The 17,581-nt window shown below is 54.6% G+C and carries 9 protein-coding genes; 2 read left to right on the top strand and 7 right to left on the bottom strand.

Going from position 1 to position 17,581, the window contains the following annotated elements; all coding sequences use genetic code 11:
* Positions 1-36 precede the first annotated feature (36 nt).
* Together KB235_RS05245 and KB235_RS05240 are read right to left on the bottom strand one after the other, a co-directional pair.
* Positions 37-2,100, bottom strand: coding sequence for a bifunctional metallophosphatase/5'-nucleotidase (locus KB235_RS05245; protein ID WP_246514352.1), 2,064 nt, complete (start codon positions 2,098-2,100; stop codon positions 37-39).
* Positions 2,101-2,338: 238 nt separating this feature from the next.
* Positions 2,339-4,465: a heparinase II/III family protein gene (locus KB235_RS05240; RefSeq protein WP_211780640.1), complete on the bottom strand. Its 2,127-nt coding sequence runs from the start codon at positions 4,463-4,465 to the stop codon at positions 2,339-2,341.
* A 182-nt stretch (positions 4,466-4,647) separates the two neighbouring features.
* Between KB235_RS05240 and KB235_RS05235 the strand changes: the two genes are divergently transcribed.
* Positions 4,648-6,519, top strand: a complete 1,872-nt coding sequence (locus KB235_RS05235) for an SH3 domain-containing protein (protein ID WP_211780639.1) — start codon at positions 4,648-4,650, stop codon at positions 6,517-6,519.
* Between the two features lie 170 nt (positions 6,520-6,689).
* Positions 6,690-6,965, top strand: coding sequence for a hypothetical protein (locus KB235_RS05230; protein WP_211780638.1), 276 nt, complete (start codon positions 6,690-6,692; stop codon positions 6,963-6,965).
* A gap of 73 nt (positions 6,966-7,038) precedes the next feature.
* Here KB235_RS05230 and KB235_RS05225 read toward each other — a convergent pair whose 3' ends face one another.
* From KB235_RS05225 to KB235_RS05205, 5 genes are all read right to left on the bottom strand, one after another.
* A complete protein-coding gene (locus KB235_RS05225) occupies positions 7,039-9,636 on the bottom strand; it encodes a hypothetical protein (RefSeq protein ID WP_211780637.1) in 2,598 nt (865 codons plus the stop codon).
* A 199-nt stretch (positions 9,637-9,835) separates the two neighbouring features.
* On the bottom strand, positions 9,836-12,436 hold the full coding sequence (locus tag KB235_RS05220) for an Ig-like domain-containing domain (RefSeq protein ID WP_211780636.1): 2,601 nt from the start codon (positions 12,434-12,436) through the stop codon (positions 9,836-9,838).
* 642 nt (positions 12,437-13,078) lie between these two features.
* Positions 13,079-14,494 carry an Ig-like domain-containing protein gene (locus tag KB235_RS05215; protein ID WP_211780635.1) on the bottom strand — a complete coding sequence of 472 codons (1,416 nt, stop codon included), beginning with the start codon at positions 14,492-14,494 and terminating at the stop codon, positions 13,079-13,081.
* Between the two features lie 158 nt (positions 14,495-14,652).
* Entirely contained in the window at positions 14,653-15,027 is a 375-nt protein-coding gene (locus KB235_RS05210; RefSeq protein ID WP_024370639.1) for a nuclear transport factor 2 family protein, read from the bottom strand.
* A gap of 168 nt (positions 15,028-15,195) precedes the next feature.
* Positions 15,196-17,484 (bottom strand): CotH kinase family protein, encoded by a 2,289-nt coding sequence (locus KB235_RS05205; protein WP_211780634.1) that lies wholly within the window; start codon positions 17,482-17,484, stop codon positions 15,196-15,198.
* Positions 17,485-17,581: the final 97 nt, after the last annotated feature.

The raw sequence follows: 17,581 nt of genomic DNA, 5'->3' as shown, positions 1-17,581 counted from the left end.
ACAAAAGGACACCCGTAGATGTCCTTTCGCAATTCATTATTCTTTGACGTCGACCACGCGGCCTTCGACCGTCGGTGTGACTTCGCCAAGTTTTACGAGGTAGTCGCGCATGATCTCCCAGTCGATGAGACCGAGGTCGTTGACGCGTCCTTCTTCGTAAGCCTTCTTGAACTCGAGGTAGTTGTCGCCGCCTTTCGCCGCGAAGAAGTTCGTCGCGATCTTATACGTCGCAGACGGGTCGATATCGACGTACGTCTCACCTTGGAGCACTTGCGCCTTGACGACGCGGCTGTTCGCCGGTTTCGAGCTGTCGAACTCGAGCTTCATGCCAGACATGTGGAGGAAGCCGCCGCTCTCGATCGGATAGACGCTGACGCTGCGCTCAAGCGCCGCGAGCAGCTCGCTACCTTGAAGCGTCATGACCGCGAGTGTGTTGCCGAACGGGAGTGTCGTGAGGACTTCACCTGTCGTGATCGGACCTTCGTTGATGGCTGCACGGATGCCGCCCGCGTTTTGAATCGCTGCGACGACTTGTGGATCGACTTGCTTCGCACGGTCGAGCATGCCGTCCGTGATCAAGTTTCCGAGTGCCGTCTCATTTTTCCGTACGCTCGGCTTCGTCACGTCGCCCGAGTCACGCAAGTTCTCGAACACAGCTGTCGTCGAAGCACCGATTTCAGCGTTCTTGATGCCGTCGATTTCAGCCGCGAACGGTGCGAGGAGACGAGCCGCCCCTGGGTCTGGCGCGTACGTCTTCACGTCGATCAACTTACCGGCTTGCGAGACGACTTTTCCGTCTTTGTCGAACACGAGGTCGAGCGTGCCGAGGAAGTCGCCGTACTGATACGCTTGGACGATGACCGTCGGGTTGTCGCCTTCCGTGATGAGGACCGGTGCGTCGAGACGTGTATGCGAGTGACCGCCGATGATGACATCGATGCCGTCGACGTGCTTCGCGAGCTCGAGGTCGTTGTCGATCGCCGGGTTGTCATCGTAACCGAGGTGCGACACGGCGACGATTTGGTCGACGCCCATATCTTCGAACGCCTTGACGGCTTTCTTCGCTTCTTCGATATAGTTTTGGAACTGGATCGGTCCTGGGCTCGCGATGTTCGCCGTGTCTTCCGTCGTCAAACCGAAGAATCCGACTTTCTTGCCATCGACTTCTTGGATGATCCCTTCATACAAGCGGCCGTTGAACGGTTTTGTCGCGATTTCGTCGCGGAAGAGCGACTTCATGTATTGGTCGTTCGAGTAGTCGACGTTCGAGCTGACGAACGGGAAGTTCGCGTAGCGGACGAATTGCGAGAACTCTTTATGGCCCGTCTCAGTACCGAGGTCGAACTCGTGGTTACCCGGCACCATCATGTCGTACTTCATGTAGTTCATGAGTTTGAGGTCGACTTGTCCTTTGAACTCGTTGAAGTAAAGCGACCCTGAGAACACGTCACCGGCGTCAACCAAGAGACGGTTCGGGTTTTGCGCGCGGAGTTCTTTGACCGCAGCGGCACGGTTCGCCGCGAAGTCGAGTGAGGCGTGCGTGTCGTTCGTATGCATGAACGAGAGCTCGTACCCTTTCACTTCGTAAGGAACGTCGAGCGTGACCGTACGGCCTTTATGCGTGTACGACGCCGTCGCCGTGAATTTCCCGATCTTGTCCGTCGACAAGTTCGTCCATTTCACCGGTTGACGGAGGACACGGTCGACGAACTGGATTTGGAGCGTGTTGAGTTGACCCGTCAACTTCTCGCCGTGTTTGAACGTCAACTCACCCTTCGGTGCGATGATCGCTTTCGGATAGTTGATGACGCGCACTTTCTTCTCGAAGTGCTGGTTCTTCCACTTGATGTAGCCTTTAACCGTTTGATATGTACCGAGCTTGTCCATGTCGACCGTCGATTTGTACCAGTAGATCTTGTTGCCTTGGTATGTCTTGTCGAGCGCCGCGTCGAGATCCCCGTTCTCGACGAAAGCTGCCTTCAACTTGATCGTTTGTTTTGCCGGGGCTGCCTCTGTCACGACCGCAGGGGCGATCACCGATGCCGTGAGCGTCGCCGCGAGCATCCCTTGATAAAACTTGCGTGTTTTCGAATTCAACATGCAATTATTCCTCCTTTGATATGTATAAGTCGACCGAAACGAAGTCACACCCGCGATTTCTTCCCCATTGCTTGATGTCTGACCTCAAGCCAATGGAAGCGATTACAAAATCCGTACTGACTTCACCTTTAAAGATACGCAATCTCATAAAATAACACAATTACTTTTCTGTAAATATTTCGTTATTTCTTTTGGATTTTGAAAAAAGAGGACGCCAAATGGCATCCTCTCGACGTTTTTACTCTTCGACGACCTCAATCTCTTCTTCCGGCACGTCGACCTCGCCTTTCGGCATCTCGATCGTGCGCGAACGCCCGTCCGAGAGCGAGTACGACACGACATACGCCGACTCCGTCTCGGTCACGTGTGAGAACGTGACGCGCGTACCCGTCTTCGACATATGGAACAACGTGACGAACGACGTGCCCGCCCCCGTCTTCGTCGAGACGACTTGGTGGCGCGGCGTCCATTCGAAGTCGCGATAGGCGACGAAGCTCGGCTCGAGGCGCATGACCCCGGTCGAAGCAATCGGCAACTGCACGACTTGGAGCGTCCGTCCTTCTTTGTCACGGAACATCGTCTCGCCGTCTTTCTCCTCGATCGGCTCGAGGCCGACGCCGAGGTGGAACCGCTGCGTGAACGAGGCGCGTGAGTCCGAACGGACCGTGTCGGCGACGAGCACCGTGCCGGCCTGGTCATGGGCGATGCTGCGCGTGTGATGGGTGCCTTGCCCCATCAGTTCGCTGTAGCCGGTCGCCCGTTGCAACCCGTCCGTCTCCTCGACCGACAAGATGCCGCTCTTCCCGAGCGTGCTCGCATGGAGCGTCAGCTGGCGCGTGCCCGTGTTGATCGTGTTGTGGGCGTTGACGCGGACGGCCTGATTCCGTTCCGGCAAGTTCGTGTAGCCGAAGCGGCCCGTCTCGACGATAAAGTCGCGCCCGTAGCCGTACAAGTCGATGCTCAAATCGTCCTGATGCTTGTGGGCCGTGTTATGGAAACCGGCCGTCATCATGAGCGAGACCGCGTCCGCGAACGGTTTCGTCTCGCCCCAATGCTCGCGCAGGACGGCGTATTGCGTGTGGAGCTGCTTCGTCCGCTCGACTGGGCGGACACCTTCCTTCCCACCCGTCACCGCGAACAAGAGGTGCGGATAGTCGCGCATCGTCGAGATCATCGACGCCGTGCGAGGTTCGCCTGTCGTGTCCCCGAAGAGCGGCAACGTCCGGTTCGGCTTGATGAGCGGGACGAGCGTCTCAGGCATCTGTTCGACCGCTTCGAGTCGTGGCGACGTCGTGAAGCCGTTCGCCTCGATCCAGCGGTTAAACCGGTACAGCATCTCATACGTGTACACTTGATACCCCGGCGAGTGCTCGAGATGGACGTTGTCCGGGCTGAGCGAATGGTCGAGCTGCTCGGTCAGACGCGCGGCCGCGAGCTCGCGCCACTCGCCAGAACGCTCGAGTTCCGGGAACGTCTCGGCGATGTCGGTGAGCGCCATGTCTTGGAAGATGCCGTGGTTGTGGCGCGGGCGATAGAACGACGGCGTCGACAAGACGTCGCCGTGCCCTTCGACGGCACGGAGCACGAGCGCGCTGAACGCGGCGTCATTGTTCAGACGCGAGCGCTTGTATTGGTTCCAGAAGTTGATCAAGTGGAACGTGCGGATAGCCGTCCCTTGTTGATGATAGGCGTTCGGGTAGCGCTTGTACTGCGTGGTCGGGTACTGTTTGACCCATCCTTCGACGAGCTGCTTCCCGTACGCCAAGTATTTGACGTCTTTCGTATAGTGGTACGCCATCGTCACTTGGTTCAATACCATCCAGTATTGCGCCTGGAACATGAACGACGTTGAGTCGCCGACTTTGATGTCGCGTTCCCAGTCGAACGTGGCGATGTCCGGCACGGCTTGACGCCCTGGCGCCGCCCCGAGCCGCCAACTGCCGTTTAGTGCCGAGTCGGCTTGAGACACGGCTTGCGCCTCCGTCAAGAAACCGTAATAGTACGGCACTTCGCGCTTCACCGAGCGGGCCGTGTAGTTATGGAGCAGGCGGTCATATTGGCTGTCCGCGACGACCGCTTTCGTGAGTGTCGTCGTCTTGAGCGGGATGTCCCGTTTCAAGCCGTACGTGCGGCGCCCGTCGACCTCGACTTGATAGTAACTCCCCGAGACGCCGACGACGTCATAGCGCTGGTTCGGCGTGAGGGTGGCGATCGGTCGCATCGACTTGTCCGGCATGAGCCGATAGACGACCGTGTCTTTCCCGACTTCTGTGAAGAATGGACGTGTGCTCGCTTCTGCGCCGACCGACGTCGTCGTCAAGACGAGCGCCGTCGATAAGAGCGTCCCTTTCATAAATGAATTCATCAAATACCCCTTTTATCTTTTTTTACCATCATACCATGATAAAGAGGAAACTTTTTCAAAATTAAGGGAAGCGTTTTTTAGTTTCCGTTTCCAAATAATCGGTTTCCATCATCTTACAAAACATCCGGATTTCACATTATCGCGTTGCTATACTGAAAGAAACGAAAAAAGGAGCCCAGTTCATGAAACGATTCATCCTATTCACCTTGATTTTCGCCCTCGTCATCGGGACGTTCCCGCCGGCCGCCTCGGCGAAGACGACGTACGTGACCGTGAAGCAGGTCGCACTCAAACAGTCCGCCTCCACGAAGGCGAAGACGCTCGTCACCATCCCGAAAGGCAAAACCGTCACGCACCTGTCTGACAAAGGCAGCTGGTCGAACGTCCAGTACGGGAAACAGAAAGGCTTCGTCGCCAAGCGGGATATTCAGAAGCAGACCGCCGCACCGAAACCGGTGACAGGCGTCGTCCCGGCACCCGCCTTCGGAACGTTCAGCTACTTCACGTATAAAGGCGGCGACATCGTCAGTATGCTCGGCAAGACGTACAAAATCGACACGCCGTTGTTGCCGTTCTTCAAAAAGCACGCCCCTGTGTTCAAGACCGTGTTCGGGATTCCCGTCACGGACGGGAATGTGATCACCGGGTTCAAGGCGTTCTATCCGAACCAGTTCTATCCGGGTTCATTCACACTTGATATCGACAAGGCCGCCTCCGAGCGAATCGAGACGTTCGTCATCAGCGTGAGCTCTCATTTGAATCCGACCATCGTCGTCAACGCGGCCAGTCCCGTCACGCAAGTCACGACCGCCGGCTCAAGTCCTTACCAACCCGGCACGGCCGACCTCCGGCTCAACGGGACGTTCCGCCAAGTCGCCGTCACCGGAACGTCGCGCCTTTCAGGAAAAGCGACGATTGAACGGGTCGTCTTACGGATGGGCGACTTTTATCCATCGCCTAGTTCTTATATCGCTCAATTAAACGTAAACGGGACGATCAACCACCTCGAGTCAACGTTCGCCGACGCCCAAGTGACGCTCGGCCGTTCGACCGTCGTCAAACACGTCATCGGCGTCTCATCGAACCAAATCTTAGACGGGGCCCACGGATTAATCAAAGGAACGAAACCAGCGGCCGTTCCGGTTCGAGGCCGGTGGATGAACCCGACCGAGCAACAAATGAGTGCTTGGCTCATGCGCCTCACGGACCAGGAAGTCGACGTTGACACCGTCGCGTCGTGGTTGCGCACGCTCAAATTGACGGGCGTCGAAGCGGACCGGTTGCCGTCATACAAGGTCGCCTTGACGAAGAACGCCCGCGCCTATGACACCCGCGTCTCACTAGCAACCGCAGCGGACTGGCAGCGCCTCATCGATGACGTGAACCGGGCGCTTCGCCCCGGGCCGTTAGACCGGCCATATGTCATGACGACGCAACGAAGTCATCTCGAGGATTTGGTCCTCCGTCACGACCGTTCGCTCGTTTCCTATGATACGTCGAAGCGTGACGACTACCAGCGTGAGCTCATCGGATTGATTGACCCTTCCGGCCAACTGATCGACGTCGCCTTCAAGCGGACGTTCGAGAACCAGGTCGTGCGACACCACGGCGTTTACAAGGAAGGTGACTTCGTGACAGAACAAGCTCCGTACCGTGAGTCAGGCACGTATCGCCACGTCTCTTTGATCGGTTCAAATCGCCACCACTTCACGTTCGACGTGACGGTCAACGGGCGCGAGTCTCGCGTGACGAAAGTCAATGGCGAGACGTTGTCCGCCTATAAACTGGCACCACCTCGCATCGAAGTGAAACGGGCTGGTGAGTTCTTGCTCGTCCGTTCGTCAGACAGTCTCTGGATGGACAGTGTCCAACAAGCCGTCGCCCCGAACGCAGCGTATTTCGATCCGCGCATGATCGCGACGTATCGCGTACCGGAGGCCGGGGCGTGGAACGGGTCACCGTACTACGTCCTCTACGCCACGTCATACGTGCCCGGGCGCAAGCTCGTCCTGCAAGCGTACGGCTATGATGACGCCGTCATCACCATCCCGTGAACAGAAATCCAGTTTCACTTTACTTATATACATGAATGAATTTGGAATTCAAACAAGTTTGAAAGTAAATAAATTCAAATTCATGACCTAAATAATTAAAAAACGATGCGACAAGTGTTGGGGATAATTGTATACTGAAGTGGAAGAAACTGATAGAAAGTGGTGCCGTTATGACGATGTATCTCCCTTGTTCCGAGCGATTCACATATAAACGAAACTTACAACGACTCGCCGAGATTGACTTGCATCAGTCTGCCGCTTGCGAATTCTCGTTCACCCTCCACGTCAGCAAGCAAGCCCGGTTGGCCGAACCATTCCAACAGCTCGATTCCTTTGATTCGGCATCGCTCTGGAAGTGGTTCCCGAACATGAAAGCCAAGTACGACTCGCAGCGCGACTGCCTGAAGGCGGCGACAGCTTGTCTGTCGATTATGGTTATTGATTAACTCACGAGGTGCCGCGCGCACCTCGTTTTTCTATGCGAAAACGCCTGTCCGAAATCATTCGGACAGGCGTTTTTTAGCGGACCGTCACATACACGGTCTGCGTACGCCCTTTCGGCGTCGTCAGTTTGATCGTCAGACGTGTGCCTGACTTTTGGGCCGCGATCGCGACCGGTGTCGACTTCGACGTCACCGCCTTCGTCGCGAGAAGCGTCGTCCCGCGATGGATCGTGACCGTGCCGTAGTCGACGTTCGAGTTGACCGTGACCGTACGGGTCGTGCTCGTCGGAGCGGCCACCGTCATGACCGGCGTGAGACCGGACTTCACGTTCACTGTCTGCACGAAGCGGTATACCCCGCGCGTGCTGACGAGCGTGATTTTCGCGTTGAGCGGTTGCGGTGCCAAGCTCATGACGACGCGTCCCGTCGACGAGCTCTTGCCGCTCGCGATTTGTCGCGTCCCGTTTTGGAGCGTGACGTTACTGTTCGGGAGCACCATGCCGACCCACGTCGTCTGCTCGTCGTGGAGGCGGATGTTACTGAACGTCACTTGCGGGAGCGCGAGGCGCGTATCGAGCTTCTGCCCGTTCCGCACCAAGCGGACGAGGACGATATCGCCCGGTCGCGCCGGGATTGTGAACCGCGTCGTCGAGACCGGTGTCGCCGTTGTCAGCTTGCCGTTGATGAAGAATTGAAGCTCGGCTCGCGTGTCACGACGAACGTTGACGACCGTGTGCGTCGCCGTCATCGCGACGTCCGTCACTTCTAAAATCGTCGGTCCAACCGCAGCGACTTGATGCTCGATCGTCTTCGTCCGATCACCGGCGCGCATGACGACGCGGACGACGTCCCCAGGTTGAAGCGGCGTCTCGAGATGGAGCAGGCTTCCGCCGGTCCCGAGCAACTTGTCATTGACGTAGTAACTTGTCGTCACGAGGCGTGTCGTCGTGTTGACACCGATTGACAGATCGCCTGCCGTCGGTGTCTTCCGCAACGTGAACTCCGGCTCGGCCCGTTCAAAAATCGTCAGCACTTTCTCGCTGCTGACGGGCCCTCCGAACGGACGATAGTAGAACTGAACGCCTTTCGTGAGCGGGTCGACCGAGTCCGTCACTCGGAAAATCCCAGACGCATCCGCTTGGACCGTCTCGTAGTAGCTATGGTAACGCTCTTTCACGAACAGGCTGATCTTTCCGTGCGGGACCGTCTTGAAGGCGACACCCGTCTCTGCATTATCGCCGACGATCGTGATGTTCATGTCGAGCGGGATGCCGTCCGTGACGGTGAACCGTTTCTTGTAGGCGGCGGTCGTGCTGTCAACAGACGAGATGACGAGCGGCGTGCCTTTCACCAAACGGTCCGTTTGGATATGGAAACGTCCGCCGGCATCGGCGCGGCCCGTATACGTGACCGGTTGGCCGTTTGAGACGGCCTCGACCGTGATCGAGGCGCGTGGTGTCGTTTCCCCGATGATCTCGCCGTCCATGCCATATTGTTGGACGGTGACGGTGCCTTCACGCTTCGTATGGAACGTGCCCGAGAACTTGACCCCTTTATACATCATGTTGTAAGACACTGACGTCGCATAGTTCGTCCGAAGCGGCGAAGAAATACCGGAATCGGTGTAGGTCGGCGTCAGGCGGTCGAGCGGGATCATCCCTTCGGTGCCGTCGATCCGCGTCTCTTTCAGGAAGATCGGATACGATCGGTTGACGTATAACGTCGTATCCCCTGGCTCGTTCGCTTGTCGGTCGACGAACAGCTCAAGTTTCTGCGGGAGCTGACGGTAGTCGGATAGCGCCATCCGTTCCCCGTCACTGAAGACGATTCGTTCAGGGAACACGTTCATCGATACGGCGACCGGATGCGTCGTAATATCCGTCGTCGCGACATCGTACACCGAGTACGCGCCGTCTTGGTACCAATGGATCGCGCCTTTCGTCATCGCATAATTCGTGTCCGACTCGTTCCGTGTCGTCAACGTCACGCTGCCAGTCACTTCATTATAAATATAGTGGGCCCGGTTATGGGCGTGCACCGTGTAGATGGTGATGTTTTCGAAAGACAACGGCTTTTTGACAAGGATGTCTTGTTTCGGGAGCGTGCGGGTGAAGCGCGTCTCCCCCGTCTCGGCAGAAACGTGTTCGATTTGTTCCAATTGGTCCGCTGCCGCAAGGATCGTCTTCCCGTCCGCCGTCAGCGACACGTTCGACGTGCCGAGATTTTTCTCCCAGATGACGTCGCGGGCAAGCGTCGTCGCGACGGTCTTCCCGTCGTTCTGATACCAGAAGAGACGGCCGTTGCCGATGTCGGCCCCGATGAGGCGGTCATATTCCGGGAACGAGCTGATCTGGACCTTCCCGTCTAAACCGACGACATAGAGCGTCGACGAGCAGTCGGTGCAGCGCTCGGTGAAGACGAGGTAGTCGCCTTCCGAGCTGACGAACTGGTCGACTTGAGTGAAGCGGTTGAACGTGACGGCTTCGGTGAGCGCGATCTGCTCGCCCGTCGTCGTGTGGTACAGCGCCTTTCCGTCATTTAAAAGAACGTAAGGGCTGTTGGAGATGCGTTGATGGGGCGGGAGCGGCTCACTGCTCGTCGCAGCGTTCGCACTCGGCAAGGCGAGCCCGCCGACCATCAAGAAAAGTACCAAGAAAAAGATAATTCGATTCACGTATAGTTTCCTCTTTTCTTAAAATTATGGGAAATGATATTTTTTATTACAAAAAAAGTATAATTCGTTTTTCAGAAAAGGGGAATCATTTTTTATGCAAAGTATAGAAAAAAAACCGGCAGTGCCGAGGCACTACCGGTTTACAAGATGGCTCAGTCCGAAGACTTTGCTCTATTTAACCCTAAGGGAGGGTCAACAATTATTTAGTGATTGTTGCGTTAACAATCGCGTTTCCAGCAGCGTCAGCCAATACTGCATCTTTGAACTCTACAGACAAGCTGTCAGAGAGCGAGAAGTTAGCAGCAGTTTGAACAGTAAGTTTGTTACCGTCAACTGACAATGTAGGTTCTACTGTCACACCGTTAACTTTAACGATGATACCAGTTGTTGCGCCAGAAACATTCTCAGAGAATGTAACTGTGAACTTGTTGCTCGCTACAACGTCGATCTTCGTAGCAGTTGGTGCCACGTTTTCAGCCAATGTGAGAAGTTGTGAAACTTTCTCGCCAGCTAACGTGTTTCCAGCTGTAGAAACAAGGTTCTTACCTTCGAAGACATACAAACCGTTAACAGCTACAGAGCCAGCTGGCAACTTCACGTGAACCTTCTTCAAGCTGTCCACGAAGTTAAGCGTAGTTCCTGCAGGAAGCGCTTGGCCACCGAGTGTGTAGTTTGAAGCTTGAAGTGCTGATTGAGTCATGTCTTCGTTGAATGTAACGATGAGTGTAGAATTTGACACTGGTTCAGCTACAGTACCAGTAACTGTTGCTTTGCTCTCTGGCGTTGCAGGAACAAATTTACCTGTAGTCAAGTTGAATGCCAATGTCGAAGCAAGCGCGTTACCTGAAAGATCTTTAACTGAGTCTTTTGCAACAGAGAATCCGTAAGAAGTCGACTCGTCGAGGTCAACAGGAACCTTCACTGTGTACGCTTCAGCGCCTTCGATTTTGCCGTTTCCATCCACATCGTAGCCAGCCGTCGCATCAACTGCTACAGCAATTGGTGTGCTTCGGATGATTCCGTTGATTGATGTGATGTTAAGTGCGCCTTTGAAGTTAACTTTCTCACTGAATGTGAGGTAAACAGCATCGACATCAGTCGTAACTGACTTGTTGTCTGCAACGAGGATCGCAGCAGATGCACCAGCGAACGTAGGAGCTGTAGTGTCAGCTTGGATCAAACCAGTGAACGAGTAGTCCTCGCCTTTGTTTCCAGCGAGATCTTCATAACCCGCTACTTTGAATGATGCATTCAAGAACGTTGCAGTTCCGAGTGCAGCTTTCACGTCAGCAGTGTACTTCGTTTTCACGTCTTTGTCTTGAACCAATGCGTACTCAGAAGCACCGATAGTCAACTTACCAGCAGACTTAAGTTCTTCAGAGAAGTTAAGTGTAACTGTAGTTCCTGAAACAGATCCAGAAACAGTTGGTTTCACGCTATCAACAACAGGTTTTGCAACTGTGAAGTTGAGGGCGATTGGGTTTGAGACGTTACCAGCGAAATCTTTTACGCCAACAAGGTCAACGCGGTATGCTTTTTCAGCAGCAAGGCCTGAAATAACAAGCTTCTTCCCGCCATCTTTAAGTTCATAGTTTGTTGTTTGAACTGCATTAACGTTTACAACTCCAGCAGATTGAACCGGCTCAGAGAAAGTGATTTCAGCAGTTGTACCTTCAGCTTTGACACCAGCTACAGAAGCAGCAGTCTTATCAGCAGCCGAGAAGATCGCGTTGTATGCAGCAGTCAACACTTTAGCGTCTGCTTTCGTTTTGATTGGCGCTACAGTTAACTTAGCGTTAGTAACTTCAATTTTTGGTGTTACTGAACCTACTGTCGCTGTTGCAGTAAGCGTAAGAACCAATCCATCTTCAGAAAGTACTGGCGTGCCAAAAGTTACGCCTTCAAGTGTTACTTTACCAGCAACATCCTCTTTATCGACAGGCTTGTTGAAAGTAACTTGAAGTTCTTTCGCGTTGATTGCTGCTACATCTTTAACCATAGCTGCTTCAACTGTGAAGTCTTTAAGGTCAGATTTCACATCGCCAGATACGAGTTGGAACGAGTGTGTGCCAACTGGGAATTGACGCGATACAGACAATTTACCTTCTTTAGTCACAGTAGCTTCAGTTACGATCGGTGTTGAAGCAGTGTTTTTGTTAGCGAAAACGTGGAGTTCAACTTTTTCGCCTTCTTTAAGGTTCTTCACGTCAGCGTTTACCGAAAGAACTTCTGTCGCTTGGTTGACTGAAGCAGAGATATTTTCGAACTCAACTGCACCAGCTACTACTGTGTAAGTAAGCAACTTCGTGATGCGGTTACCGTTGTGGTTGTAAGAGATGAGGACTTTTTGCTCGCCTTCATCTTTCGTGTTGTAGTTCGAGCTCATTGTGTAGCGCTCAGGAGCTTGTGTGTAGATCTTGCCATCGCGGTACATAACGCGGATCGATGGTTTTACGAGTTCAGAACCAGCTTCGACTTCGCCGAGGTCTTGGTCAAGAACGTAGAGTGGGTAGTTACGAGCGTAAAGTTTCTTGATGTACGTCTTGCCATCAGAACCTTTACCAGTAACTGTTTGCCACTTGTTGATTGCTGTTACGAGGTGCTTGCCCCATGTGATTTGTACGCCAGCTGGGTTGTTAAGAGCGAGTGCCTCTTTGAACTTGCCGCCGAGTACAACTTCTGATTTGAGTTCAACTGCTTTCGCTGTTGAAGCTTCTGCTGCCATTACTGGAGTAAGGGCCGCTGCCGTCACAGCGAGTGCTGCTGATGCTTTGACTAACTTGAATGATTTCTTTGCCATCTTGTGTAAATCCTCCCTTTGGTATGTTGCGATTTTGCGCTACCAGCTTGCAAGCTCTGCTCCCCCCACTAAATGATTCCATATGTATACGCCATTCGAACGAATGACTTATCCCACCTGATCCTTTAGGTCTTGAGCTTCACCGAAACTAGTAGGTATTTTTCAAGATGTGACTCTTGAACAATTTACCAAGTATGAACTTGGAAAACCTTACATCCATAATATACATAACGCTTCCAAACAGCACAAGCGTTTTTTTTCGCAAAAATGGGAATGATTTTGAATTTCGGAGCTTTCGAGATTATTTAATTACTATTTTCCCTTTTTTATAAATGTCGAAAACGGTCGAAAAATGCCGTTTTTAAGCCGTTTCAGCTGAATTCACTTTATTATTTACTTTAAAAGGATATTTAATACCTTTTAATGGATTAATGTATAATTTCCATGTTTAAAATTTGTTTAGCATAAAAACAGCCAATTTATCATCCTTAATTTTACATTGACCAAACTTTTAAAAATGAATCAAATCACCTAGTTTGAATTTCGGGGAATGTCTTTTGGCCCTCTATCGTCATGTCCACATACAAAAAAAGCCGTCGGCACGGGGCCGACAGCTCATCGTCTTGCGACTTTCTTCTATTATTAATACCCAGCGTACTGAAGCGAGTGGATGAAGGCACGCTTCTCGCCACCGAGGAGCGCCCATTCGACTTCGTAGTCATAGCCCTCGATCGTGACGACGATCCGGTTCTCCGGACGGACGTGTTGCTTGATGAAGGCGATCATCTTAGCGTCCGGTTGGAACAGGTACGACTCTTCGACCGTGCCGTCGTCATACTCGTAGATGTCGACGTCATACGGGTCGATCGTGTGAACGAACGATGCGGAGCCGACACGGATGCGGAGCTTCTCGAACTCGAGCGGCTCACCGTCTTCCGCGATGTAGTTCAACAAGAAGCCTATGTTGGCTTTCGTCGGACGGTCGAAGAAGAGCGGTGCGAACGTCTCGTTGTAACGGACCGACGCGTCAGCAGCGAACACTTCCTTGTGGAGCGTCATGCGGAAACCGTCCATGTTGACACGATGGAAGTTGTTGAAGAGCGCATGTTGCACCGTGAGCGTCTCCGCGGCGCTGCGGTTGCCGGCACCGTCACGGACGACGAGCGACATCTTCTTGCCAAGCGGTTGTTTCGGAATCGGCAAGACGAACTTCCCTGTCGACATGACCGGGGCCGTGTATGCTTTCCCGTCAATCGTCACGATGACCGTCGCGAGCGGCTCAGCCGTTCCGGCAATCCCGTTCGATACTGTCGTGACGGCTTGCGTGAGGCGGGCCTTGTTTGGTGCGACCGTGTCCGCGACGACCGTCGACTTGACGAGCTCGCTGATCGCGCCGTTCGGTTTCTTCGCTTGTGCCGTGAGCACCGTGCCCACTTTTTGGAGCGCGATGACGCGACGGTAGTTCCCGTTCGCATCGAACGAGCCGTTGAACGTGCTGCCGCCGACCGTGACCGTGACGGCGAGGCCTGGAGTCCCTTTCACTTCGATGGCACGTGACGAGTTATCGACTTTCCCGATGACCGGGGCTTTCGGACGTGCCGTCGCATCTTCTGCGACGACGACCGTCGTTGTCTCACTCACGTTTCCGCTCGCATCGACCAAGCGGACGTCGATGACGCGCCCGACCGGTTGCGGTGACATCGTGAAGATCGCTTCGCCGTTCGTGCGGATGACGCGCTCATACGTCTTCCCAGCGACGAGGATTTCCGCTCTCGCGCCGACTTCACCTTTAATCGTGAGTGACGTCGAGGTATGGAGCACGGCCGAGACGATCGGGGCGTCCGGTGCCGTCACGTCAGCTTCGGCTTCCGGTGTCGTGTCGACCGGCGTCTCCGTCGATTCAGGTGTTTCTGTCGTGTCGACCGTTTCTTTCGTTTCCGTCTGTTCGACAGGCTCGACCGTTTCGGTGTTCCCTTCAGCCGCGACGAACGATGGGCTGAAGCCGCCGATGACGAGTGTCCCGGCGAGGAAAAGTGATAAATACTTCGGTTGTTTCATGTTTATGAATTCCTCCTAAAATAATGTAGCAATAGACAACAAATTTATTATATTGGATTATTTTAAAAATAGGTACATAAATTTCTAAATTATGCGTATGTTTTTCATCTTTGGGAGACGTAAAAAAAGACACCTCCGAAATGGGAGATGCCTCAGGCTCATACTTCATGAATCATCGTCGCCTGACCGCCTTGCCAGAGCCACGATTCGCCTTCTTTCACATACAGGTGGAGCGCCCAAAAGCGTCCCTCATACGCGTTCGTCCCAAGGATGAACCGCTCTTCTAACAACAGTTGGACGATGGCGAGGTCGCCTTTCACCGTCTCGTCGAACGTGACCGTCTCTTGGGCGATCCACTGCACCGAGGCCGGATCGACGAACTGGTCTAAAAACGTCTCTTTATCGAACTGACGGCCGCTCGAGTCGACGTAGCGGAACGAGTCGTGCATGATGCCGCGCATCGCCTCGAGGTCCCCGCCCGTCTGGAACGTGGCCCGGTCGTCAGAAAGTTGTTTCATATTCAATGTTTCCATAGATGTACCTTCCTTTCAGCGTTCATCATACCATACAATCCGTACCGGCTTCATCCGGATTCCTAGCACCTAGTTTTTACCAAACCTGAACGGTGAATCATCTTCCGGTCTATACCCGTCTGTGCGTTTTCTTATACCTATAGAAAAGACCGGCTCAGCCGGCCTTTCTCATTCACTCCCGAATCGGGTATTTAATTGCGCTCGGACGACGGCCGGACGACGCTCGGCGAACTGGCGCATCTCGGCGAGTTCGGCCTCCCACGCGTCGACGGACGGGATGTTCCCCCAACGCGCGATTTGGCGCGGCATCTCCGGCGCGATCGTACTCGCGACCTCGTCCAGTTTCGACGTCATCGCCTCCGGTGTGAACGGCCCGGCGAGCAGCTCGTTGAAGATCTCAACGAAACGCTCCCGTCCTTCCGCGCTCGCCATGAGCGAGCGGAACAGCGCGTGCTCCGGCCCAGGACCGGTCAAGTAGGCGAACATGTCGTAATTGATGCTCTCCTCGAGCGGCAAACGTCCGGCAAAGCCTTGGTCGAGGTCGAAGACGACCCAGCGCCAACGCCCATCGTGCCCGTAGACGTCATCGTCCGTCAGCTCCGTCGCCTTGCGCCAGACGACGTAGTTGTTGAACATGCTGTCGAGATTCCCGTAAAACGCTTGATAAGCGACATACTCCAAGAAGTTGTCGACGTCCATCCTGCGTTCGAGTTCAGTAAACGCCTCGGGCGCGTCCAAGTCGTTCGTCTCAGCGAAACGGACCATCTCCCGGTAATGAATCAAATCGGCGTCTTGTCCCGTCTCAATGACAAAACCGTCCGGCATGTCGCGGTCCGCTTCGAGGATGGCGAGCTCGGTCTCGTCGATATCGTATTTGATTTCGAAATAGTCTGGGGAATACAGTTCCCGCAAGTTATGAAGTCCCCAATACTCCCCGTTCACGAGGACGATCGTCGGCTGATAGTCTTGGAAGTCGAGCAGTCGCTCACTGAGGAGTTCCTGCATGAACGCGTCCCGGACCATCGCCCCTTGCCAGTCGTTGCCGGCGTTCCGGAGGAGCAGACGGTTGAACTCGGTCTCGTCGTTCCCGGGGAAGAACGGGTGGTAGAAGCGGCTCTGCCCGTACTCGCTCCGTGCATATAGACGTAGACTCTTTTGCGCGAGACCGCGCGAGAAGCCGCCATGGATACGGATGCCGATGTCTTGGCCGAAGACGTGCTCGCCACCTTCGAAGTAATCGAGGTGGGCCGGTCGCTCCCACTCCCGCCCCGTCTCGAAGAAGTTGCCGCGCCCGATCTCGAGCGGGCCGTCCGGGACGTCGCCCGGCGTATAGATGCCGATTTTCTCATCGAACAAGTTCCTCGCATCGGTCGTCAGCGAGACGACGGGGAGGTTCGACGTGAACAAGTCCGCGTCGAGCAAATACGTCCGCGTCGAAAGCGCGCTCGTCGCCCCGTCCTTCACGCTGATCGCGCGGATGACGAGGGCTCGTTCGGCCGCCCTCCGTTCGAACGTCGGCGGGGTCCGGTTCGTCGCCGTCCGATTGTTCGATAAGACGGGCACGTCCGCGGTAAGCGACGGGTCGAGCGTGATCGGGCTCATATAGCGGGTCGACTCGGGTGTCGGGTCGCTCCCATCTGTCGTATAGAAGATGTCGGCCCCGTCCGTCGCCTCGAGCGAGAGCGTCGTCCCGGGTGCGATGATGCCACTGTCAACCGAGAACGTCGGTCGGTCCGGCAATCGTTCGAAGTCGCGGTCGGCGACTTGCTCGGCGATCCCGTCGAGACTCGAATAGTCGTGCGTCGCATTCCCCGTCACGTACAGCCGTTCCGAGATGTCGAGATTCTCGAGCGGCGAGAAGTCGGCGATGCGGTTGTCCCGCAGATTGACGTTGACGAGTCCCGTCAGGCCTTGGAGCGGTCCAATCGATTCGATGGCGTTGCCACGGACGTTCAGATGCGTCACGTTCGGGGTCCGTTCGAGCGCCTCGAGCGAGCTGACGTCGTTGTCACGCAAGTTGAGCGTCGTGAGCGTCTCGGAAGCCGGTAAGAACGACAGGTCGCTCACGTCGTTCCCTTCTAAATTGAGCGTCTCGAGCGTGTCCGGGAGTTCCGGTACGTCCGTCAGTCGGTTGAAACTCAAGTCGACCACTTTCAAATGAGGCAAGTTGGCGAGCGCCGACACGTCAGTCAGCCGGTTGCCGGACAGGTCGAGCGTCTCGAGCGATTGGAAATGTTCGAGCCCGGTCAAGTCGGTCAACTGATAGCCGGACAAGTCGAGCGCGGTGACGCCTCGGACCTTGTTCTGGTTGAACGAGCCGACCGGGATGTTCAACTCCTCGGCGAGCGCGGCCTCGAACGCCGCCCCGGCCGTCGCGTTCTCTTCGGCGATGTAATACATGCCGCCCCACGTCCCGGCGAGCACGGCGGCCAACAATCCGACTTTTAGTACCTTCATATAATACGAGCCTCCCGATGTCGATATGCGTTTGCGTCTTATGTAGTAGAACAGTATACTTGAATTCTAACACACCTTAACAAATATTTAATAATCC

Origin of the sequence: Exiguobacterium alkaliphilum (assembly GCF_018138125.1) — a bacterium.
GTDB classification, from domain to species: domain Bacteria; phylum Bacillota; class Bacilli; order Exiguobacteriales; family Exiguobacteriaceae; genus Exiguobacterium; species Exiguobacterium alkaliphilum.
The sequence above is the reverse complement of the archived record's forward strand: the minus strand, read 5'-3'. Positions and strand labels throughout refer to the sequence as shown.

What these genes read in the sequence shown, in the direction of transcription:
- KB235_RS05215 (WP_211780635.1), bottom strand. Translation starts at nt 14,494, where the DNA reads ATGAAACAACCGAAGTATTTATCACTTTTCCTCGCCGGGACACTCGTC.
- KB235_RS05245 (WP_246514352.1), bottom strand. Translation starts at nt 2,100, where the DNA reads ATGTTGAATTCGAAAACACGCAAGTTTTATCAAGGGATGCTCGCGGCG.
- KB235_RS05235 (WP_211780639.1), top strand. Translation starts at nt 4,648, where the DNA reads ATGAAACGATTCATCCTATTCACCTTGATTTTCGCCCTCGTCATCGGG.
- KB235_RS05240 (WP_211780640.1), bottom strand. Translation starts at nt 4,465, where the DNA reads ATGAATTCATTTATGAAAGGGACGCTCTTATCGACGGCGCTCGTCTTG.
- KB235_RS05220 (WP_211780636.1), bottom strand. Translation starts at nt 12,436, where the DNA reads ATGGCAAAGAAATCATTCAAGTTAGTCAAAGCATCAGCAGCACTCGCT.
- KB235_RS05230 (WP_211780638.1), top strand. Translation starts at nt 6,690, where the DNA reads ATGACGATGTATCTCCCTTGTTCCGAGCGATTCACATATAAACGAAAC.
- KB235_RS05210 (WP_024370639.1), bottom strand. Translation starts at nt 15,027, where the DNA reads ATGGAAACATTGAATATGAAACAACTTTCTGACGACCGGGCCACGTTC.
- KB235_RS05205 (WP_211780634.1), bottom strand. Translation starts at nt 17,484, where the DNA reads ATGAAGGTACTAAAAGTCGGATTGTTGGCCGCCGTGCTCGCCGGGACG.